At 59.5% G+C, this 21142-nt stretch carries 16 protein-coding genes; 9 read left to right on the top strand and 7 right to left on the bottom strand.

The genetic code is table 11. The features are described 5' to 3' along the window. Positions 1-276: 276 nt before the first annotated feature. Entirely contained in the window at positions 277-450 is a 174-nt protein-coding gene (locus VJR68_RS20470; protein ID WP_324150624.1) for a hypothetical protein, read from the bottom strand. Positions 451-809: 359 nt separating this feature from the next. Here VJR68_RS20470 and VJR68_RS20465 point away from each other — a divergent pair, with 359 nt between their 5' ends. The 6 genes from VJR68_RS20465 (at position 810) to ilvD (ending at position 7147) form a co-directional block, all read left to right on the top strand. Next, a complete protein-coding gene (locus VJR68_RS20465) occupies positions 810-1211 on the top strand; it encodes a hypothetical protein (RefSeq protein ID WP_324150623.1) in 402 nt (133 codons plus the stop codon). Between the two features lie 369 nt (positions 1212-1580). After that, positions 1581-3122 carry an oligopeptide:H+ symporter gene (locus VJR68_RS20460; protein ID WP_324150622.1) on the top strand — a complete coding sequence of 514 codons (1542 nt, stop codon included), beginning with the start codon at positions 1581-1583 and terminating at the stop codon, positions 3120-3122. 156 nt (positions 3123-3278) lie between these two features. Continuing rightward, entirely contained in the window at positions 3279-3722 is a 444-nt protein-coding gene (locus VJR68_RS20455) for a GNAT family N-acetyltransferase (RefSeq protein ID WP_324150621.1), read from the top strand. Positions 3723-3789: 67 nt separating this feature from the next. Continuing rightward, positions 3790-4377, top strand: coding sequence for a hypothetical protein (locus tag VJR68_RS20450; RefSeq protein ID WP_324150639.1), 588 nt, complete (start codon positions 3790-3792; stop codon positions 4375-4377). Positions 4378-4448: 71 nt separating this feature from the next. Further along, positions 4449-4781 (top strand): hypothetical protein, encoded by a 333-nt coding sequence (locus VJR68_RS20445; RefSeq protein ID WP_324150620.1) that lies wholly within the window; start codon positions 4449-4451, stop codon positions 4779-4781. Positions 4782-5308: 527 nt separating this feature from the next. Next, positions 5309-7147, top strand: a complete 1839-nt coding sequence (gene ilvD, locus VJR68_RS20440) for a dihydroxy-acid dehydratase (RefSeq protein WP_324150619.1) — start codon at positions 5309-5311, stop codon at positions 7145-7147. Between the two features lie 204 nt (positions 7148-7351). Here the strand turns inward: ilvD and VJR68_RS20435 are convergent, their stop codons facing one another. From VJR68_RS20435 to VJR68_RS20425, 3 genes are all read right to left on the bottom strand, one after another. Beyond that, positions 7352-10189: a ligand-binding sensor domain-containing diguanylate cyclase gene (locus VJR68_RS20435; RefSeq protein WP_324150618.1), complete on the bottom strand. Its 2838-nt coding sequence runs from the start codon at positions 10187-10189 to the stop codon at positions 7352-7354. A gap of 193 nt (positions 10190-10382) precedes the next feature. Continuing rightward, entirely contained in the window at positions 10383-11618 is a 1236-nt protein-coding gene (locus VJR68_RS20430) for a histidine-type phosphatase (RefSeq protein ID WP_324150617.1), read from the bottom strand. A gap of 179 nt (positions 11619-11797) precedes the next feature. After that, entirely contained in the window at positions 11798-12847 is a 1050-nt protein-coding gene (locus tag VJR68_RS20425; protein WP_414647826.1) for a phosphatidylinositol-specific phospholipase C1-like protein, read from the bottom strand. Between the two features lie 390 nt (positions 12848-13237). On the opposite strand from VJR68_RS20425, the gene VJR68_RS20420 reads away from it, so the two are divergent. Then, the gene (locus tag VJR68_RS20420) at positions 13238-16198 is read left to right on the top strand and encodes a TonB-dependent receptor (protein WP_414647825.1); all 2961 of its coding nucleotides are present in this window, start codon (positions 13238-13240) and stop codon (positions 16196-16198) included. A gap of 225 nt (positions 16199-16423) precedes the next feature. Here VJR68_RS20420 and VJR68_RS20415 read toward each other — a convergent pair whose 3' ends face one another. Beyond that, positions 16424-16831 (bottom strand): H-NS histone family protein, encoded by a 408-nt coding sequence (locus VJR68_RS20415; RefSeq protein WP_324150616.1) that lies wholly within the window; start codon positions 16829-16831, stop codon positions 16424-16426. A gap of 332 nt (positions 16832-17163) precedes the next feature. On the opposite strand from VJR68_RS20415, the gene VJR68_RS20410 reads away from it, so the two are divergent. After that, positions 17164-17655, top strand: a complete 492-nt coding sequence (locus VJR68_RS20410) for a hypothetical protein (protein WP_324150615.1) — start codon at positions 17164-17166, stop codon at positions 17653-17655. Between the two features lie 24 nt (positions 17656-17679). Here the strand turns inward: VJR68_RS20410 and VJR68_RS20405 are convergent, their stop codons facing one another. Beyond that, positions 17680-19341 carry an MASE1 domain-containing protein gene (locus VJR68_RS20405; protein ID WP_324150614.1) on the bottom strand — a complete coding sequence of 554 codons (1662 nt, stop codon included), beginning with the start codon at positions 19339-19341 and terminating at the stop codon, positions 17680-17682. Positions 19342-19693: 352 nt separating this feature from the next. Here VJR68_RS20405 and VJR68_RS20400 point away from each other — a divergent pair, with 352 nt between their 5' ends. After that, entirely contained in the window at positions 19694-20056 is a 363-nt protein-coding gene (locus VJR68_RS20400) for a 2-hydroxyacyl-CoA dehydratase (RefSeq protein ID WP_324150613.1), read from the top strand. A gap of 47 nt (positions 20057-20103) precedes the next feature. Here the strand turns inward: VJR68_RS20400 and VJR68_RS20395 are convergent, their stop codons facing one another. After that, positions 20104-21072, bottom strand: coding sequence for a zinc-binding alcohol dehydrogenase family protein (locus VJR68_RS20395; protein ID WP_324150611.1), 969 nt, complete (start codon positions 21070-21072; stop codon positions 20104-20106). Positions 21073-21142 lie beyond the last annotated feature (70 nt).

Raw genomic sequence — 21142 nt, 5'->3', positions numbered from 1 at the left:
GGTTGCAGGTTGATAGGTGGTCGAATGCAAATGCTAGCGCGCCAGGCCAGCGTATCAATACGCAGGGCAAAGCGAGCGGCGAGTGGCCTGGACAAAAAAGGATTGTTGATCCATGTGACCGACACGGCTGCGTAAGATGATGCTGCGTGAAACGCAACATCATCGGCGGCATACCGCGCGGTTAATCCGCAGGTGGCGTATGCAACATACGTCTCATCGACCCCTGTTCCGCCGGGCACGATAGGGGATGACTAAATAAGGTTCAAGCAAACGAACTCAGCAGTAGGCAACGCCGACGGCGATGGCTGGGTCGTCGGTGCCCAAGGCGGCTTTCGCCATATGGTCCCACCATTTGTCATGCAGCCGCTGGGCTTCCGAGCACGGTTGGCCATTAAAGCATTGTTGGCACATTTGGGTATGCAGCACCAATGCCAGAACGATCCCCTTCATGACTTTCCCCCTGCAATATCGGGCTCTTTTGATGACCCTCTCGCTGCGTTATCGGCCAAAAGCAGACAAGGCTTTAGTTCGGGTGGAGCAGGGCGGCTGGGTCGATCCCTCCGAGCGGCCATTGCCTTTAAGGAAGAGGGAGCAGCGTTGCCCTTAACTTCCAATAGGTGCCGCTGCTGTCTTGTTGGGCCAATTGGCTTTCAGGATGTGTTGTCCATGGATGCAATGTGGCATCTCACATGACAGCGGATTTGAACGCTGATTGATGACAATGCGTGATGACATTACCGACTTCTTGCACGTGAGATAACGTGCGCACGTAGCGCGTTTTGCGAAGAGGAAGCGGAGTTGCCGGGTACATGATTAGCAAGGGATGGACGCATGGCCTGCGTCGGATGGCCACGTTGTTTGTCGCCTTTGGGTTTCTCTTCAGCATGGAGCGAGCCTGTTACGACGCATACCGCGGCATGACGTCAATAGCTGTTGCCGTGGCTCTTTCTGTCGCCTTCTTGGCGCTTGCCATCGGCCTGTTTCGCATGAATTGGTATGCGCGCCGCATTACCGCGGGCATGTGCCTGCTTGCCGCCACGCTTTTGCCGTTGGCATGCGTTATCCCTTTCCACATGACGAATCTGGAGCTTGCCCCCGCCAGCACATCCGGCCTCGAGTTGTGGATGGTTCCGTTTCTGGTGATTTGCCTGGGTTTGGCGTGGCTGATTGACCCGCCTCGCCGGAAAGTGCCGTTGAAGCCCAAGCGTTGATCTGGCCGAGTTTATTCATGTCCTGCATTAGTAGGATATTTATCGACCGCCCGTAAAAAGAGAAGTAGAGGGCAGTAGCAATGGCAACCCTGGAATCAGTCCAGTTGTATTGCTAGCCCACTCGCGCTACATATACCCCCCTATGACATGTAATCCAGGGGGGAAAGCATGCTCGCCAGTCGTCTATTCTTGATCTTGCCGCCGTTGCAGGTGCGTGGCCAGCCAAGCGCCACGTCAGGTCGTGGGCGCACTCAAAGCCGCCGTGCACGCCATTTATCGATTTAATCATCCACGCAGCGTGGCGGACATGCCGGTGCATGCCGATCGCGGTCGCCATGACACACCGGTTTCCTGAGGAATAGCTTGGACATGGACGCAACCACTCCTTCGCCGGAGCAAGCACAACCCCATTCAACCCAACGTACCGGCAGCGCCTTTATAACGGTGCTATTGATCGAGATGTGGGAACGCTTTGGCTACTACGGCATCACCATGCTGTTGGTGCTGTTTATGGTGCAGCGGCTTGGTTTGGGCGATGCGCAGGTCAATCTGATCTGGGGCGCGTTTTCAGTAATGGTATTTGCGACGCCTGCCATGGGCGGGTGGATTGGCGACAAGGTATTGGGTGCCAAGCGGTGCCTGGTGCTGGGCGCCATGACGCTGGGATTGGGCTACCTGTTGTTGTGCTTGTATGGCGACCGCTTGCCGGCCCTGCTCGTCGCATTGAGCGTGATCATTATCGGCAATGCGCTGTTCAAGCCGAATGCGGCCAATCTGGTACGACGCATCTTTGAAGGTTCGCAGGCGCGCTTTGATAGCGCGTTCACGCTTTACTACATGGGAAGCAACCTGGCTGCCGCCATTGGCGTATTGCTTACGCCGTGGATCAAGGATCATTGGAGCTGGTACGCCGCGTTTGGCTTGTGTTGCCTTGGGCCGTTGCTCAGCCTGACTTATTTTGCGCTGGCAGCGCACAAGCTTGGCGGCATGGGGTCTTCGCCCGACAATCACCCGTTGCGCAAGGACCGCCTGGTGCTGGTGCTGCTGGGAATGATCGCCACGCTGTGCGGCGGGACTTACCTGTTGCGTCACAGTGATCTGGGTGTGGATTGTGTCTACGCCGGGGGCGTGATCGTCATCGGTATTTTCGTTCACATGATCCTGCGCGGTTCGCGCCATGAGCGCGCGGGATTGATGGCGGCGCTGATCCTGCTGATTGAAGCGTCGCTGTTTTTCATCTTCTACCAGCAGCTGGCTACCTCGCTGACACTGTTCGCCCTGCGCAATGTGGATGGCAACCAGACGCTGTTCGGGCATCATCTTTTTACCTGGTCACCAGCGCAGTATTCAGCGACGAATGCGCTATGGATTCTCGTGCTGTCACCCCTGCTGGCGTGGCTTTATCGACGTCTCGGGCAGCGCGATCTGCCGGTGGCGGGGAAGTTCGCGATCGGCTTTGCCGCGGTGGCCGCCGGTTTTTTCAGCTTTGGCTTGAGCGGCATGGTGGCGGTGAATGGCCTGGTGCCATCGTGGGTCATGTTGGTGGGCTATGGTTTCTATTCGCTGGGTGAGTTGCTGGTAGCCGCGCTGGGCCTGGCAATGATTTCGCGCTATGTGCCGGCTCGCATGGGCGGTTTCATGATCGGGGTGTTCTTTGTTGCCGGCGGCGTGGCGCAATATCTCGGTGCCATCATCGCGAACTTCGCGAGCCTCTCCGCGGAAGTGAAGGACCCTTCGCTTAGCCTGCCGATCTATACGCGCCTGTTCGACCAGCTTGGCTTGCTCGCGCTGGCGGGCGCTGTTGTGGCGCTGGCGTTATTGCCGCTTATCAAACGCTTGTCGTTGGCTCACGCAGCGTCCGGTGCGGGCGACGCTGGGCATGCTGATGGACGGGCCGTGGCAGCTAGCTAGTTTTTCTTGCGTAGTCGGCATTGCGATTGCTGCTGATAGCCATATTTTTGCCCTGGCAGGGTTTTATAACGAGCCGGTTGGGGTGGAATCCCCGCTTTATTGTGGTTTGTGATGCTGGGATTTCATCCCAGCCTACGTGGCTACCTGGCAAAGATAATGATCACCATCGAACCTGCAACACCGGCCGACCAAAGCGATGTCCATGCGCTGCTTGGTGCGTGCGGTTTGTCTACCCATGACATTTTTTCTCCCGCAGCGTTGTATTGGACAGCACGAAGCCAAATAGCGTTGACGGGCTTCTGTGGGTTGGAACTGGCGGAAGGGGCGGCGTTGCTGCGTAGCGTCGCGGTACATAGCGGGCACCGTGGACACGGTCTTGCGAGACGGCTTATTCACACGGTGATGGCTGAGGCGAAGGCTCGCGCTATCCATCGCATTTATCTGTTCAGCAAAGACACCGGCAGCTTTTTTCAGGCGCTTGGATGGTACGAAGTGCCGGTGCAGGAAGTGGCGCAGATCATGCAGGTAGCACCGCAAGTTCGCCGCTATCATCACATCGGGTGGTATCCCGACGAGCGCGCTTTCAGGCGCAATGTGTAAGCAGATTGTGCAGTGAGCCTATTTCATTACGCAGCGGAGCAGGTACCGAAAAATCATGCAGCGTTGGATGCTTGTTGTGCTGTTGCTGGTGGCTGGCTGGGGCGCGTTGCATGGGTGGCAACGTCGCCCCCTTGACCCGCCGCCGGGAATGCTTGCACCGGATGCCCCACAGCAGGTGGATATCGATAATGGTGTGCAACTTCAGAGGGGCGATACCACGCTCACCACGCGCGCACGTTTTGAGTTGACGGCGCGTGTTTTATCGCGGGAAGACTACCGTTTCGATGCAGGCGCTTTTCTTGCGCCGGAGGACCTGGCGCTAGGTTGGGGCCGCATGTCCGACAGTGCCGTGTTGGCGAAAATCACCATCACGCAGTCCAACCGTTTCTACTACTGGCATGTGGACCAATTTCCGATTCCGCGGCGCGAAATAGAAACCTCCAGCGCCAACATGCATCTCATTCCCGCCGATAAAGCGGTTCGGCGCGCACTGGAACGCGTTCGCGTCGGGCAGCTTGTGCATCTGGAGGGTTTTCTCGTTGATGCCCGCCGGCCGAATGGCTGGTATTGGCATACCTCGATGACGCGTGAGGACACAGGAGACGGTGCATGCGAGCTGGTATTTGTCGAACAGGTCGATATTGTGGCGCTGTGAAAGCACACTGCCATCTTCAGGCGATTTGTTTAAAAACCCCATCGTCAAAAATGGTTTCCCTCATTTAAGGTATGCGCTACTTATCCCTGCTACTTCTTGGCCCCTGGATCGTCGTTCTGGCATGGATCTACTGGGCAGCTTTCAAGCGGTCGCGTGTGACCTGGCCACATGCGGTCTACGACGTGATGGTCGTTATCGTTGCTTTGGGCGCTGCCTACGGGTTGGCCCTGGTGGCTTACGATGAGGTCGTTGTTCAAAACGCCGGTCATCTGGGGCGGGAAAGTGGAAGCATCTGGAAGCAGGTCATGCCGGCGTTGTATGGCTACGGGGCGTTCGCTGCGGTGATGGTGGTGGGGATTGCACTGCGTTTTGCTTTTTGGAGGCGCAAGCGGGCGCGGGTTTAGGCTGTGTCGCATCCCATTGAACCGAGAAGCTTGATGCTGCGACAGACGACTCCCGCCCCTGCGGCAGTAGGGGCGGGTTGGGGTCAATGCTCCGAACTTAAGGTTCTTCCAGCCGCTACAGAACTCAAAACCCGTCATTCCAGCGAAAGGTGGTACGCGGGGAGAGCAAATGGATGTGCTCGGCTTTGAGGAGCGAGGAATCCAGCGACTTTGGGCTGAAAGGCACTGGATTGACCAGCTTCGCTGTTGTGAAGCGCCTCAGCTTTCGCTGGAATGACGAACAAGAGTTTCTCGCGGTTGAAAACCCTTAAGTTCGGAGCATTGACCCTAACCCTCCCCTACTACGCAGGGAGGGAATGGCATCAGGAGAGCGGACTTGCCCCCGCGCGATTCAGCCTTACGACGCCACGTCATAAGCAACCAGCGGCTTTAATCTTGCACCCAAGCGTGCATAGAATCGGAGACCGCCCCATGGCGCCGAGCTGCCTGCCCGGCGCGCGTTTACCGTCTCACGTTCCGGAAGCACCATGCCCGACTATCGCTCGAAAACCTCCACCTTCGGCCGCAACATGGCCGGTGCCCGCGCACTGTGGCGCGCCACTGGCATGAAGAACGAGGACTTCAAGAAGCCCATCATTGCGGTGGCCAACTCCTTCACCCAGTTCGTTCCCGGGCATGTGCACCTGAAGGATCTCGGCCAACTGGTAGCGCGCGAGATCGAAAAGGCCGGCGGCGTGGCCAAGGAATTCAACACCATCGCCGTGGACGACGGTATCGCGATGGGGCACGACGGCATGCTTTATTCGCTGCCCAGCCGCGAGATCATCGCCGACTCCGTGGAGTACATGGTCAACGCGCACTGCGCCGACGCGCTGGTGTGCATCTCCAATTGCGACAAGATCACCCCGGGCATGCTGATGGCGGCGTTGCGCCTGAACATCCCGGTGGTGTTCGTTTCCGGCGGTCCAATGGAGGCCGGCAAGACGCGGCTGGCTGAGCACAAGCTCGATCTGATCGATGCGATGGTGATCGCCGCCGACGACAAGGCGACCGACGAACAGGTGCTGGAAGTCGAACGCAGCGCGTGTCCCACCTGCGGTTCGTGCTCCGGCATGTTCACCGCCAATTCGATGAACTGCCTGACCGAAGCGCTGGGTTTGTCGCTGCCCGGCAACGGCACGGTGGTAGCCACGCATGCCGATCGCGAAGCGCTGTTTCTGCAGGCTGGCCGTCTCATCGTCGAACTCTGCCGCCGTTACTACCAAGGCAACGACGAACGCGTGCTTCCGCGCAACATTGCCAACTTCAAGGCATTCCAGAATGCGATGACGCTGGATATCGCCATGGGCGGTTCTACCAACACGATCCTGCACTTGCTGGCGGCCGCGCAGGAAGCCGAGCTTGATTTCGACATGCGCGAGATCGATGCGCTCTCGCGCAAGGTGCCGCAACTGTGCAAGGTCGCACCGAATACGCAGAAGTACCACATTGAAGACGTGCATCGCGCGGGTGGCATCATGGCCATCCTTGGCGAATTGGCCCGCGCGGGGCTGCTGCATACCGACGTTGCCACCGTGCACAGCGCGACCATGCGCGATGCGATCGCCGGCTACGACATCACGCAAACGCAGGACACTGCCGTCCACACGTTTTATAAGGCGGGCCCGGCGGGCATCCCTACTCAAGTCGCCTTCAGCCAGGCCACACGCTGGGACAGCCTGGATCTTGACCGCGCCGAAGGCTGCATCCGCGACTACGAGCACGCCTATTCCAAAGAGGGCGGCCTGGCCGTGCTTCACGGCAATATCGCCGAGGACGGCTGCGTGGTGAAAACCGCGGGCGTGGATGCGTCCATCCTCGTGTTCGAAGGCAACGCCAAGGTATTTGAAAGCCAGGACGCTGCCGTCAAAGGTATTCTCGGCAACGAAGTAAAAGCCGGTGACGTGGTGGTGATTCGCTACGAAGGCCCGCGCGGTGGTCCGGGCATGCAGGAAATGCTGTATCCCACCTCTTACTTGAAATCCAGGGGCCTGGGCAAGCAATGCGCGTTGCTTACGGATGGCCGATTCTCCGGCGGCACCTCCGGCCTTTCCATCGGACACGTTTCTCCGGAAGCGGCAGCCGGCGGCGCCATCGGTTTGATTCGCGAAGGCGACCGCATTCGCATCGACATCCCGAACCGCAGCATCGATCTGCTGATCAGCGATACGGAATTCGCCACGCGCCGTGCCGAGCAAGATGCCAAAGGCTGGAAGCCTGCCGAAGCGCGTGCGCGCAAGGTGAGCACCGCATTGAAAGCGTATGCGTTGCTGGCTACCAGCGCCGATAAAGGCGCGGTGCGCAACAAAGCAATGCTGGATGGTTGAGGCTTAGGTGGGTTGGGTCACCCCGGACTTTGATCCGGGGATAACCCAAGGAATCGCTCCGAATTGTTGAGTTACGCTGCGCTAACCCAACCTGCAAACTATGCCCGTCGTCCCGCCGGGCTTCGCGTTTTTGGACGACACGTTTTTGGCTCTTGCACGATCAGCCGTCCATTTAAAAGCACTCTTGGCCACGCACCAGCGATACTAAGCAGCAATCATGATCCGATTACGCCCGGACGTCTTGGCCATGTACAACGCCACGTCGGCGCGGCGAATCAGATCGAAGCCATCACGATCTTGCGGTTGCAGCCACGCTACGCCGACGGAGCAGGTGAGTTCTACGCGTGCGCCGTCACCGCCGAAGGGATGTCGCGCGATGCATCGGCACAGGGTTTCAAAGGGCGTATGGCTGGCGGGAGCAATGCCTGGGATGACGGCGAGGATTTCTTCGCCGCCGTAACGGCCCAGGGTGGCATTCGACGGTAGCGTGTCGTGCAGCCTTTTGGACGCTTCGATCAATACAGCGTCGCCGGCAAGATGGCCATAGCAATCGTTGATGTGCTTGAAGTGATCCAGATCGATCAGCGCGACAGCCAGCGGCTGGCGATGTTCGCGCGCGTGTGTCATGGCTTGGGCCAATATTTCCAGCACGTGTGAGCGGTTGGGGAGACCGGTCAACGCATCGTGGTTGGCTTGGTGCCACAGTGCGGCGCGGGTTTCTTCCAGCGCTTGCTTGTCGATTTCCAATTCGTGTGTGCGTTGCGCGACAAGCCGTTCGAGGGTGTGTGCACGGTGCCGAAGGTTTCGGGTGCGCAGCTGCCAGATCAACACCATGCCAAGAATAAGCAGTAGCGCAGCCACCAGCATGGCTGGTGTTCGCTGCCACCACGGCGGCACGATGTGAATCGGTAATGAGATGACGGGCGAGAACTGGCGGCTATCCGGATCATAGGCGGCGACTTCGAATACGAAATCGCCAGGCGGCAAGGGCGGGTAATCCACTTGCGAACGATCCGACGTGACCCAGCTGTGCTCCAGGCCCTGCAGCCGGTAGCGGTATTGCAGTGTGCGTCGTGTCGGAGCGCCCAGCGTTGCAAGGTGAAGCGTAAGCGGTTGCTCGGTTGCGTTGTCGAAACGATAGGTGGATGCAGGGGACTGCGGCTCATCGTCCAGGCTTACTTGCGTGATGACGGCAGTCAGCGGATCGGGCGTGATCAGCGATGTGGGGTCGAGAACGTGGGTGATGCCATTCGACGTGCCGATCCATATCGAACCGTCGTTATCTTCAAAGTAGGCATTCTCGCCGATGTCATCCCAGATCAACCCATCGTCTTCCGTTAGGCGTCGCCAATGCTGGCCGTCGAACAGCTCCACGCCATCGGTGCCGCCGATCCACAGCCAGCCGCGGCGATCCTGGCGAATGAAATAGATGCGGGTGTTGTCGATAAGATCGTTTGCGACGTGTTGCGTTGCCAGCGTGTCAGTGCTGGTTACCTGGCCGTGCCACAGGCCGTCGAAATTGCCGGCTAGATAAACATCGCCCCCGGGCAGAATCGCCATGTGGGTGAAGCCTTGATCGGATGGCGCACCGGTGACGTGAATGCGCGTCCATTGACCATGGTCAAGACGAAACAGACCCGCATCGCCGCTGAACCAGAGTCGGCCTTGCGCGTCTTCGCTGATGTCCGTGAACGCAGTGTCAGGAATGACGTCACCGCCTGCACGTTGCAGCGAATGTCCGTCGTAGAGATATATGCCGCGTTCCGTGCAAAGCCATACGCGCCCTTGGCTATCGGGCATCGTGTTGCGGATATAGGCGGGCGAATGCGCCATTTCCTCGGTGGTGCCAAGGCGGGCGTGATAGCGCAACAGCTCACCAGAATAATAAGACACCAGCATGTCGCCATCAGGCAGTGCATGCAGCCCGGTGGTTTCTTGCGCCAGCGCCGGCGGTTTCAACGGCCAAGGCACGGGGCGCGAGCTGCCGGGTGCAAGCATGCTGCCGCCAAGCTCATCGCCGATCCACAGCGTGCCGTCCGTCGTGCGTGCCATCGCCCATGTAGGGCTGCTATCCAAGCCTTGCGCGGTCTGCCAGCTCTGCATGTGATCGTAGCCGCGCCATTGCAGCACGCCGCGACCATAGGTGCCGATCCAGAGCACATGATTGCGGTCGTACAGCAAGGCATCGATGCCGATGTCCGGCAGACCATTGCGGGTATCGAAAACGCGCCAGGTCTTGCCGTCCCAACGCGCCAGCCCGTCATTGGCGCGCGTCAGCAGACGGCCATGATCGTCCTCGATCATGTCCAGATAGGCGGTGACGACGCGTGCGCCTGGCAGGTCGTGATTGGCGAACGATGATCCACCCACCGATAGCGCGCGGATGTAGCGAGGGCTGCGTACCCATAAGGTGCCATCGCGAGCGCGCAAATAGGATGTCCAGGAATCGGCGGGAATGCCTTGCCGTTCGTTCCAGCTATGCAGTTGATCGCCTGCCAGCTGGCACAGGGATTTATCGCAGCCGAACCATAAGGAGCTGCCATCGCTGAAGACGCTGGTGATGTTTTCCAGGGCCGGGTTTTTGCCAAGTGCCGGACGATCGAAAAGCGGGTGCAGGTGCCATGCCGTACCCATGGATTCGACGACCCACAAGTGGTGTTGGCTTACCACGTACAAGCGGCCATCGAGATCCGCCAGCATGGCGCCGGGGTCGACTTGCAAGGGATGCGTGTTTGCCGTGACCGGCGTGAACTGCGTGCCGTCACCCACGTAAAGCCCGGTGCGCGTACCCACCCAAAGCCGGCCCGCGGCGTCTTCATGCAGGGCGGCGATATAGCTGCCGCGCAGGCCCTCGGCTGCGCCGATGCGCTGAAAAACATGACCGTCGAAACGAAATAGCCCGTTCTCCGTACACACGTAGATGAACCCGCGGTGGTCTTGCACCAGGCAGTTGTCTTCCAGGCTGGTCAGTCCCCTGAGTTGCGTGAAAGACGCCAGGCTGATGGCCTGGCTATGGGCATGCGGTGCCAGGATCAGCAGCATGAGCCACGCAAGCCAGGCACGAGCACTGCGCTGCCAGTGCTGTGCCGCTGATGATGCTTTTGGATTCCCCCTAGACACTTCGTGGCGCCCCGTTCGCCATACGCTATCCGCCCGCGCATGGCTGATTCTTGCTTATCTGGGGAGGGAACGGTAGCGCGGAAACTGGTCGATGCCGGCTAATGACGCCAGTTCATTACCGGCGCAGGCGTGAAAGCAGGGCGGATAGCGGACAGCGACCCTGCTCGTCGGGTGCGCAGCCGGATAGCGGCAAGGTCAGCGCGGCGGGCGCTGCCTGCGCACCGGCGGATGGTAACAACCGTAACTGCGTCAGGCTTTGCGCCTGATAGAAAATTCTTACGGCACGCTGGCCATTGGCGGGATTGCGCCAGAGTTCAATGCCCAGCGCACCGCCAATCGGCGGATCATCCTTGGCGTATCCGGGCATCTTGAAATGCAGGCCAAGCACGGATGCCAAGGCGATGATGTTGTTGTCGCTGCCCACCATCACACTCAGCCGAGGTGCTTGCTTATCCTCCAGCAAGTGCCGGATATTTTGACGCATCACCGAGGCGACGCGTTCAGCCATGTAGTCGGGCCGCGCGTAGATATCGAACAACAAGGCGTGCAATTGTGAGAGTTGTTCCAATTGTGCGGGCGTTACGCGGCCCCAGCCGACGTCGTTCATTGCGCGGCCTTCTGCATAGGCCATCAGAATTACTTCCGCGGTGCCGGAGGTTTTGTCGATGGGGCCGGTCAGCTGCATATGCTGATGATCGGGTGAAACGGCAAGGCTGCCGTGCCAATTCCCGGTAGCGCACCACGCTGGATCGTGTTGCGAGCTGCAACCCATTACGTGAGCCATGGTGGCGAGTGCGTCGCGGTGCGAAGCCATCAGTGCATCCGGGCCACCGATGCCGGCCTGGATCGAAGCTACCGCCTGTTGCGCATTCCAGTTGGTGACGCCGGCTTCGATGGGATGAAAAAGTGGATCGTCGCTGCCTTGTGGCAGATGGCCGATGGCGATGTGGCAGCCCGGCGCAAAACCTTCGGCCAGGGCCCGCGCGCTGGCGATGGTGCGTTGATCCGTGTTGGCCCAGAACCAGAGTTGTGCGGGAGCAGGGCAACCATGATGTGAAAACAGACCTGCTGCGGCGAGGCGTTGCCGATCGTATTGGCCCATCAGGCGTGCGCCGGCCGCGCCGTGCGGTGTGAGTTCGCTGGGTGGTTGTGCCCAGGTGGGCCAGGGTTTGCCGGTTACCTCGTCGAGCTGGACCTCGCCGGGGAGCGGGGTGCGTACGCCGTGGCGATAGAGGAGGATGACGCGTTCGAGTTGGAGGTTGCTGGCGGCATGCGTTGTCGCTGTTAAGGCGAACTGCGTAAACAGTAAACATGCGAGGAGCGCGATGTTTTTATGTCGGTAAGTGAACATGTTTCTCCTAGCACGGCCGGCTTTAGGGATGCTCTGATTAATGCCGCGCGGCAGCAGTGTCGCCGCGTAGGCTGGGATGAAATCCCAGCATCGGGAGCCACAAGCATGCTGGGATTTCATCCCAGCCTACGCGCCTCCTCATGGTCGTCATTCCCGCGAAAGCGGGAATCCATGTTGCCTTAAGGCGAAAGATCAGCTGACGTGCAGGATGTTTGCACAAACAACGGATTACACCTTGCATGCAAATGCCCCGGGAAGCTCACCACATAACCCGTCGCCGCCGCCTCGCCATCCGGATAATCCGTACTCAACAACTGCGCACCGCTGGCCAGCATCGCGTCGCGTCGCGTGGTGTCATGGCGCGCAGCTTCTTTTAAATCCGCATCGGTACGCGTGCGTACCAGATAACCCTGCTTCACCAGCATTGCGATGCTGCCTGCATCACCGTCGTTGAGTTCGGTGAAGGCGGCATCATCGGTGCCGGGTACGGCGTTGGTGAAAAAGACGCGGCCGCGCAGCGAAGGGTGTCCCTGCAGGTAGGCGGGGCCTACCCAGCGTTGATCGAGCAGAAAAATCACCTTGCCGCGTGCACCCTGCAGCGTGGGCCAGCCTTGTTTGCAAATGGCGGCGTTGAGCGTAGGAAACTGGCCGCGTACATCATCCGGGCTGACGTATTCATGGCGCGAAAACACACTGCGGATTTCCGCATCCAATGCATCCAGTGCCTTGGTATCGAACGGTTCCGGTTCGACGATGGGATACGGTTTGCGCGCGGGCGAAAGCACCGTTTCCACCAGGGTGAAGATCGGCAGGTGCGCAGGATGTGCTTGCGACCAGGCGCGGATGTCAGCGAGGCAGGCGATGAACGGCTGGCAATTGCTGCGTTGATCCAGGTCCTGAATGTGCATGACCTTGAAGCCAGGGCGCTGCATCACGTCGGAATCAGCAAAAGGCGGATCGGATGGCAACCCGGCCTCGCGTACCAGCTTGTCGATGACAGGGTGCGCGTAGCGGCCACCTTTGGCATCGCCGTAGACGTCCAGTTCAAGCTGGCGCACGCCATCATCGAGTTGCCTGGTCAATGACGGATGGGCGTAATCGAGCATCGCAAGCGTGGCGGGATCGACGCGCTTCCAGATCACCGCTTCGCTGGCACCCAGGCCGGCGTGATAGCTGTTGTGGCTGCCGATGTATTGCAGCTCATTCAACCGCAAGCTTGCTGTGTGCATGGCGGTTGCTTTCATCGCGCAACCAGCGCACAACACGGCAAGCAGATGCATGGCGGCGTACTTGATCATGATAGGTCGAGGTGGGCGCATGGGTGGCCGGCTATTGTCATTTTGGGACAACTTTGTCTATCGGGACTCATGGGTGTTTCAATCGATCTATATAGGCGATTTTTGATGCATGAGGCTTGCATCCATATGACACCGCCATGAATACAATGAAAAATCATTTAGACGTCTAAAATTCATGTCGATATGAGTGATGCGCATCGTGCTATGCGCAATGATTCATGTCATTGCCATCGAATTTTCATACGCACTCTCTAGCTTCGCCGGCTTTCGCTTGCCGCTTTGCCGGCAAGCGGTTGGGGTTCCCACTTGGAGTGCGTTGCGATGTCCCGTACGAAGAAGCGTTTGCTGGCATGTTCGATCCTTGCCGCGATAAGTAGCCTGATGCTGGTTCCGGCCGTGCAGGCAGGTGATGTGAGCGGCGTGCTTACCGATCCTGCCACAGGCAAGCCGCTGGCCGGCATGACCGTCATCACTGCAGCGACCGGACAGAGCGTGCAAACGGATGCTGCCGGCCATTTCGTGCTGAAGGATCTACCCGCCGGCCACTACACGCTGACGGCTGCAGCGCCAGCATCGCGTGCGTTGACGGCTTCGGTGGATGTGCCGCAACAGGGTACGGTGACGGCGGTATTCAATAGCGCCACCTCGCTCACCAAGATTACCGTGGCGGCCAATCGTTATGACGCCAGCCAGATCCAGATGGATGCCACCAACACGGTCAATGTGCTATCGGCGGACGACCTGAAATACACCGCCGTGCACAACGTGGCTGAAGCGCTGGGCCTGCTGCCCGGCGTGAATGTGTTCAATACGGGGCAATCGTATTTCGGCGGCATCGACGGCTCATCGCGCGGCGAAGGCATGTTTACCTCGGTGCGCGGCTTGAACGCCGAATACAACGTCAACCTGATCAATGGCGTGGATGTGGCGCAAGGCATGGCGTACAGCCGCGGTGTGCAGCTCAGCCTGTTGCCGCCGTCCGGCTTGCAGACCATCGTGCTCAACAAGACCTCGACCGCGGATATGGACGGTGATGCCATCGGTGGCACGATAGATTTCCGCACACCGACCGCGTTCGATTTCAATGCGCCGACCAGCGGCAGCATTACCGCGAGCAGCCGGGTGGAAAGCCGTGCGCGCGACTACGGTGACGATGGCTTGGGTGGCGGCGTGGCCGGCGAGTTCCAGACCAAGTTGGGCTCGGCGCATCAGTTCGGCATTTACACCAGCGCGTATTACGACAGCCGCAATTACGTGAACAGCGAGGCTGCTGCGGCGACGGCGGCGCTCGGCGATGGCACCTGGGAGTTTGCGCGCACTACTGCCTCGGGCAACAACGCGCCGGGTTTCGATCCGCAGCGCAACCTGGAAAGCACCGGCATGTACCTGGGTACATCCTCGGGTTACACCCATCGCTACGGCGGCAACGTATCGCTGGATTGGAAGATCGATGACACGCTGACCACCTATGCGCGCATGAGCTATGCGTATGCCAAGACCGAGCAAGATACGACTTATCTGCAGCTGATCCCGGCCAATGTGAAGTACAGCCCGATCGGCACTACCGGCCTCTACCAGCCGGTGATCGGCCGCATTGCCACACGCTTCTGGTACGAGACCAATCCGGAAAAGGCTGACCTGGGCACGTTCCAGCTCGGTGCCGACAAGAACGTTGGCGGCTGGACCTTCTCGCCCAATCTGTTCTACAGCTGGGGCCATAACGACCGTCCGGATCACGTGGAAATCTCGGCGCGCAACGACGAGTATTCCTCCGCCAATTTCCCCTATGGCGCCAGCACCGTGATGGCCTACGGCGCCAACGGTTTTCCGTATCCCATGCTGACGCCGGCAATGACGGCGCAGTTCAACAGCGCGTCCACTCTGTATGCACGGCGCGCGGGTGAATTGACCGAATCGTACAGCGGCCAGGAGAAGGGCGGCGCGAAATTCGATGCGCGCTATGACTTCAACGACGGTGCGCTGACCTCCCTACAGATGGGCGTGAAGTACGTCGACAGCCACCGCGAGTTCACCAATCGCGATTGGACTACGCCAAAATTTACGGATGGCCGCAGCTTTGGTTCACTGGGTTTGATCGATGGTTACTACTCGTCCGTGTTTCCGGGCGTGTACAGCTATGACGTTCCCACCATCGACCAGTCTGCGCTGAAGCGCCTGATTGCGGCGCACGTGGTTCCTGGCGATCTCGACACCTGCAGCAGCCTGTACATCAACAATTGGAACTGCAATACGCAACGTGCCAACGAGTCGGTCAGTTCCGCGTATGCCATGGTCACGCTGAAGTGGGGCGATCTGGAAGTGATTCCGGGCATGCGCTTTGAGCACACCGATATTCGCAACAATTTCTGGGTGACGCCGCAGGATGCATCCGGCAACGAGCTGCCCGGCTACTTCGCCAAGAACTTCACCCATTACGACGAGCCGCTGCCGAGCGTGTTCGTGAACTATCGCCCGAGCGATGGCGCGGTGTATCGCGGTTCGATCTGGACCAGCTATACGCGTCCGGCCTTTGTGCAGTTGGGTGGCGGTTCGCAGGTGAGCGTGTCGGCCGATGGCCTGACCACCATCAACGAAGGCAATCCGGATCTGAAGCCGATCGAATCGCTCAATATCGATCTGTCCGGCGAGTGGACCAACCAGCACGGCGGTCACGCCATGCTCGCCGGTTTCTACAAGAAGTTGTCCAACTACATCTACGAAGCCGGCAGCAATCCGGTCAATGCAGGTACGACTGACAGCGGTTCGATTCAATACGTCAAGCCGATGAATGGCGGCGATGGACGGGTCTACGGCATCGAAGCGGCGGTACGCCAGAAGTTTCAGGATATGCCGGCGCCGCTGGATGGTTTCGGCGTGGGCTTCAACGTGACCGGCCAGCGCACCTCGGTGGATCTTGGCATGGCGGGTTTTCATAACGAGCGCATCCAGAATGCGCCGGACCTGATGGCCAATGGCGAGCTGTTCTATGAAAAGAACGGTTTCTCCGTCAACCTGAGCTATCACTACGCCGGCTCGTATATCTCCACGTACGATTATCTGGGGCAGGGCGCGCCGTGGGATGACTTGTGGATCCGCCCGACCACGCGCGTGGATTTGCATGCCGGTTATGCGTTCTACAACAACTTACAGGTGGATGTGTCGATCTCCAACCTGACCAAGAATTACTCATATTGGTCGCATGTCGGGAAGAGCAATCTTGCGTTGTCCGACATTGTGGATTCGGGTATGACCACGCTGGTGACGGTGAAATATTCCTTCTGATGCTGCGTAGGTTGGGGTGAGCGCATGCGAACCCCAACGTTGCGAACAGCTGCACGCCATGTTGGGTTCGGCGATGCCTCATCCCAGCTTACATGGCAAGCTTGGAATTATTGGCAAATAAAAAGGCGCGGGTTTTCCCGCGCCTTTTGGTTTTCGTGCCTGGCAGTTTGGCCTCTCACCCCACCCATCTTCCCTAAGAGAAGAGGGATAGAGGCAAAACCCGCATCAACGCCGCTTGCGACGGGTGGCTTTCTTCGCCGCCTTCTTCGCCGGACCGGCTTTTTTGCGGGTCACGGCGCCATCGATCAGCAGGCTTTCTGCGGTGACGCCACGCTTTTTCAGCGCCGCCGCGAACCACAGCGGGCGCTTGCCGCGGCCGGTCCAGGTTTGCGACGGATCTTCCGGATTGCGGTATTTCGGTGCAACGGTACCGCGCTTGCCGACCTTGCCGGGGCGACCGCCGCGGGTGGGATACACGTCAGCCAGGCTGAGGCCGGCGTTGCTGAGCAGGGTATCGATTTTCTTGCGGACTTCGTGGATCTGGCTGGATTTGGCTTCTTGCATTTGCGCGTTCGCGTTGGCAATGAGCGATTGAAGTTCTTTCGGTGAAAGGTTTTTCAGGTCAATGGCCATGACTGGTCCTTATAGTGGTTTTTTGGGTGATGCCGCTATCAAGCTAGTCAATATGAACAAATTTTGCAAATCTTTTTAACGATATGCGCCGGTAAGGCCGCCTGTGATTTTTACAAAAAGGTAATCAGCCTAGGACAATAACTATTTTCATCGATTTAGAAAATAACCCCTGAAAAACCTTATTGGAAAAGAGAACGGGTTCTCCATCGCGGGCCATTTTTGAGCCTATAACCGAAGCGAGCGTGGCATAAAGGCACCACACGCCCTATACGTCGCCGGGTGTTAGATACGGCCAGAAATCGGTGCCGTCATGACAGAAAAGGGGGTTATTTATGTTCCGCAAACCATTCGGATTTGCTGCGCATATTCGCGTCATTACGATCGCCTTCGCCGCGGTTCTTTCCACCTCGGCATTGGCGCAGGCACCTACCACCGGGCTTGGACAAGCGTGGCCGAACGCTGCGGATGTCAGCGTAAGCCCGCATTACCATGTGTACGTATTCACTCGCGATGGCATTCGCTATGTGCAGATCAACGATCTGAATGGCACGGTGCGTGCGGCCGTGGCGATGGCGGATAACGTGGTGCTGGTGTTGCCGGTGGGCGTGGATGCTGCCTATGTGACGACGCAGCGTGGCACTGCATCAGGAAATGCGGGCCTGACAGAAACGATTTACAGCGACAGCACGACGCGTATTACCGCCACGGTGATGAGCACGGGCGCGTTGCAGATCAACGTGGCAACGACGCCGGTGGTCGTACCCAATATTTGTACGAACCCCGTCAATTGCAGCAACGCGGCTGGTGGCGGCAACGGCGGTTGACGATGCTTGGCGCCGCCGGTGCTGTCAACGAATGTACAGCTCCGGCGACGCAGCGGGAGCCGCCGCACGCGGCTCCTGCATCCGCTGGCTTACGTCATGCAGCAAGCCGGTCATGCGAAACACATTTGGGTCGTTGAAGGTGTGCAACTCGCCGTTATAGAGGCGGGCGTAATCGCGCATGGCAATCGCGCTCAGGCTGTTGGCACCCAGTTTGGCCGCTAGATGCTGCGTTTCGTGTTTCCGTTGGATAAGCGGCACGGACGCCGTGTGATGAGCACTGCCCGCCACACGCAGCACCGCCCAACGTTGGCCGTGCGTAAAGCCGCCGCGCAGCGAGATGGTGACGGTGGACCAATCCTGTTGTGCAAGCACATACACCACCGCTTCGCAGGCCAGGCGATAAATGGCTGCGTGCACGCTGGGTGAGAGCTGGCTCAAGCCGCGGCCGCTCAACTCGAAGCGATAGGCAATCCCGGCTTCATCCAGCGCGCGGCCAATGGTCTCGCGCAAGGCGGCTGGCAGGCCGCGTTCGCGCCAGGCGGTCGGGTGCATGGATTCCACCAGTTGATAGACCTGGCTCTGCGTGGCGGCCATTTGCTTGTAGTAACTCTGGCCTTCCATCGGCGGAATCATGTGCTTGAAGCGATTGAGCAACCGCGTTTGCGTCAATTGCAGACCGCCGGCCACCTGTTCGAGCGTCTGCGACGCCTGCCGCATGCGCAATTCGCACAAGTACAAGCCTTGTTGTGCCAGTTTGACCGCCGCCTTGGCATCGATGCGCTCCTGTTCTTCCACGGCATTCTGCATGCTGACACGCACGCCCAACGCAAGCAGGCAGGTGACGGAGAAAGCAAGGAAGGCTTGCGCGCCAATCACGTCCAGATCGCCGATGCGCGATTCCATGTTGAGGAAGATGCAGACGATCGCCGCCGTGGTGCCGACTGCTGCTGCGCGCCAACCATGTTTGATGGTGAGCCAGGCGGCCGGGAGCAGCATGGCCATCCGTATCACCGGCTTAATGTCGGCGACGACGTGCACATTGAGCCAATAGAGCACGGCCAATGACGGCAGCAGCAGCACCAGGGATTCCTGCAGCAACGGATTGCCGATCCAGTTGGCGAATTGACGGCGCCAGGGCTGCGGCTTTTGCAGCTTGAGCGCCAGGGCGATCGGCAGAACGGTAAGAATCCCCGCGTACTTGCCGAGGAAAACCTGCACGGCCTGGATGCTTTGAAATTGATAGGGATGCTCGGTGCCAGGCGGCTGCACCACAACGAGCAGCAGGAGCACCGTAATGGCGGTCCACACCGCCGACGACAGCGCGATGCAGATAAGCAATGCCTTCGCCCTGACCAGGTGCCGGGAAGGGAACAACCCCAGTTTGCGCTTGCACCACGCCACGATGGGCATGGCGAACAAGATGGCCGGAATCGAATTGCCGATCTCCCAGGCCAGCCCGAACGGTGCCTGCCCCGGCGAGGTGTAGTAGAGCGTTGGGCCGAGTTCGGCCAGGGCCAGGGTGGGCCAGTAGCGATAGGGCAACAGCAGCAGAACGCCCAGGCGCAGGCCGCTGATGATGTGCCAGATGCCGACCGAATAAGGTCGCAGCAGCGTGTAAAGGGTTCCGTATACGACGAAAACCGCCACCTGCCGGAGCCACTTGTTTTCCATGATTGATTTCAGCATCGGTGCACCCCTGAGCTTTGATTAAGCGCGCCCCTACCGTCCGTTGCGATATGACATCCGATGGTGCAACAGAGGTAATGCTTAGACCGTGCCATACATCCCCCCGCGTAGGTCCAGAGGCTGCTTTTTTTAGCTGCTTGCGGCGAGGACGGCGCTGGGAGCCATCATACGCAGGCGGGTATTTGGAAACGTGAAAAATGGGCATACGAGGCTGGGGCCAAGTCACGTCGCCGCGGTTATCCCAGCGCCTATTTATCGAACATGCAGGAGGGCAGCCGTGGCCCGCGCTGACAGCTCCCACGCCGTCAGCCTGTTTTAAGGCCAATACGGCGCACGAAAAAGGGAACAATCCATGGATGGCGCACCTGCCTATGAGATAATCACCGATCCTGTAGCACACTGCGTTCCCATGACCCTCCCGAAAGACGCCTTCCGCCGCTTCCAGGAAGAACTCGCGGCCCTCGATAAGGAAATCGAACAACGTTCGCCCAAAAGCAGGAAAGAGACGGCCAAACAGGCCGCCATCAGCGCCATGGAGAGGGCGAAGGAGGAGTTCCTGGCGTTGAAGACACGTCACAATCTGACCGTGGCGGACGTGGTGGCGTTTTTCCCGGAGGAAGAGGGAATCGCCTATCTGCAGAGCCTGATTGCGCAGCAGGCAGAAGCCAAGCCGCGGCGGGGACGCAAGCCGAAGAGTGCTACGCCGCAGCCATAGGGTAGGGTACTGTCACCGTCGCTCCTCTTGGGTAACAAGCTGCCCCTTCAGGGCACAATCACGACCCGCCCCGGCGTGCCCTGGGCGACGGCCTCATAAGCCTCCCGCCCTTGCGCCAGGCTGTAGCGATGGGCGATCACCGGCGCATCGAACTTGCCGTTGTCGAACTCCCGTGCAATCGCCTGCATCAGCCGGGCCGATTCCACCACGCCCAGCTTGGCGCTGTCGGCGCCCAGCAGCTGGGTTTCGTTGTGGTAGAAGTCGATCAGGTCCAATTCCACCTGGCGCCGGCCGGTAGCGCTGATTTCCACCACCCGGCCACGGCGCCTGGCCATGCCCAGCGCCGCTTCGAAAGCCACCCCGCCCACGCTGTCGAACACCACGTCCACGCCATCGGCCAAGCCCTCCAGGCGGCGTACATTGGCAGCGGCATGCTCGTCGAACGGCACAAAGGCATGCATGCGCTTTCCGGCTGGCGAGCTGGCATCCACCGGATGCCGATCGATGCCGATGATGCGGCAGCCCAATGATTTTGCGATCTGCGTGACCGCGCCACCGACGCCGCCACCCGCGCCGATCACGGCGATGGTTTCGCCCTCGCGCAATTGCGCGTAATCCACCACCCCCAGCCATGCCACCACGAAATTGACGCCGATGGCGGAAGCTTGTGCATGATCGAGTGCCGCAGGTTTGCGCACCAAGGCGGCGACTGGCAGTTTGATGTATTCCGCGTGCGTGCCGTCGCGAATAAAACCGATATCGCCACCCGTGCCCCATACCTCCACACCGCGCCATGCCGGCGGCCCTTGCTCCACCACGCCGCTGAAATCGCGGCCAGGAATGCGCGGCAGCGTGGTCTGCGAAAAATGGCCGGACACGTTCTTGACGTCGCTGGGATTGACCGATGCGCCATGCACCCGCACCAGCGCGCTGTTGGCGTCCAGCTCGGGCATGGCGACGTCGGCGTACTCGAGCACCTCCGGCGCACCATGGCGGGTGATTCGCAGGGCTTTCATGCGGGTCTCCAGGCTGACAGAGGGCGGGCGAGTATCGGGTTATCGTGCGGTGGGCGCAGTAAGACCGCCC

This window comes from Dyella sp. (genome assembly GCF_035277725.1).
GTDB lineage: Bacteria > Pseudomonadota > Gammaproteobacteria > Xanthomonadales > Rhodanobacteraceae > Dyella_B.
The sequence above is the reverse complement of the archived record's forward strand: the minus strand, read 5'-3'. Positions and strand labels throughout refer to the sequence as shown.

Coding starts and splice junctions, on each gene's coding strand:
- VJR68_RS20420 (WP_414647825.1), top strand. CDS start 13,238: ATGTCCCGTACGAAGAAGCGTTTGCTGGCATGTTCGATCCTTGCCGCG.
- VJR68_RS20400 (WP_324150613.1), top strand. CDS start 19,694: ATGGATGGCGCACCTGCCTATGAGATAATCACCGATCCTGTAGCACAC.
- VJR68_RS20455 (WP_324150621.1), top strand. CDS start 3,279: ATGATCACCATCGAACCTGCAACACCGGCCGACCAAAGCGATGTCCAT.
- VJR68_RS20445 (WP_324150620.1), top strand. CDS start 4,449: ATGCGCTACTTATCCCTGCTACTTCTTGGCCCCTGGATCGTCGTTCTG.
- VJR68_RS20425 (WP_414647826.1), bottom strand. CDS start 12,847: ATGCACACAGCAAGCTTGCGGTTGAATGAGCTGCAATACATCGGCAGC.
- VJR68_RS20450 (WP_324150639.1), top strand. CDS start 3,790: ATGCTTGTTGTGCTGTTGCTGGTGGCTGGCTGGGGCGCGTTGCATGGG.
- VJR68_RS20430 (WP_324150617.1), bottom strand. CDS start 11,618: ATGTTCACTTACCGACATAAAAACATCGCGCTCCTCGCATGTTTACTG.
- VJR68_RS20460 (WP_324150622.1), top strand. CDS start 1,581: ATGGACGCAACCACTCCTTCGCCGGAGCAAGCACAACCCCATTCAACC.
- VJR68_RS20470 (WP_324150624.1), bottom strand. CDS start 450: ATGAAGGGGATCGTTCTGGCATTGGTGCTGCATACCCAAATGTGCCAA.
- VJR68_RS20415 (WP_324150616.1), bottom strand. CDS start 16,831: ATGGCCATTGACCTGAAAAACCTTTCACCGAAAGAACTTCAATCGCTC.
- VJR68_RS20435 (WP_324150618.1), bottom strand. CDS start 10,189: ATGCTGCTGATCCTGGCACCGCATGCCCATAGCCAGGCCATCAGCCTG.
- VJR68_RS20410 (WP_324150615.1), top strand. CDS start 17,164: ATGTTCCGCAAACCATTCGGATTTGCTGCGCATATTCGCGTCATTACG.
- VJR68_RS20405 (WP_324150614.1), bottom strand. CDS start 19,341: ATGCTGAAATCAATCATGGAAAACAAGTGGCTCCGGCAGGTGGCGGTT.
- VJR68_RS20465 (WP_324150623.1), top strand. CDS start 810: ATGATTAGCAAGGGATGGACGCATGGCCTGCGTCGGATGGCCACGTTG.
- ilvD (WP_324150619.1), top strand. CDS start 5,309: ATGCCCGACTATCGCTCGAAAACCTCCACCTTCGGCCGCAACATGGCC.
- VJR68_RS20395 (WP_324150611.1), bottom strand. CDS start 21,072: ATGAAAGCCCTGCGAATCACCCGCCATGGTGCGCCGGAGGTGCTCGAG.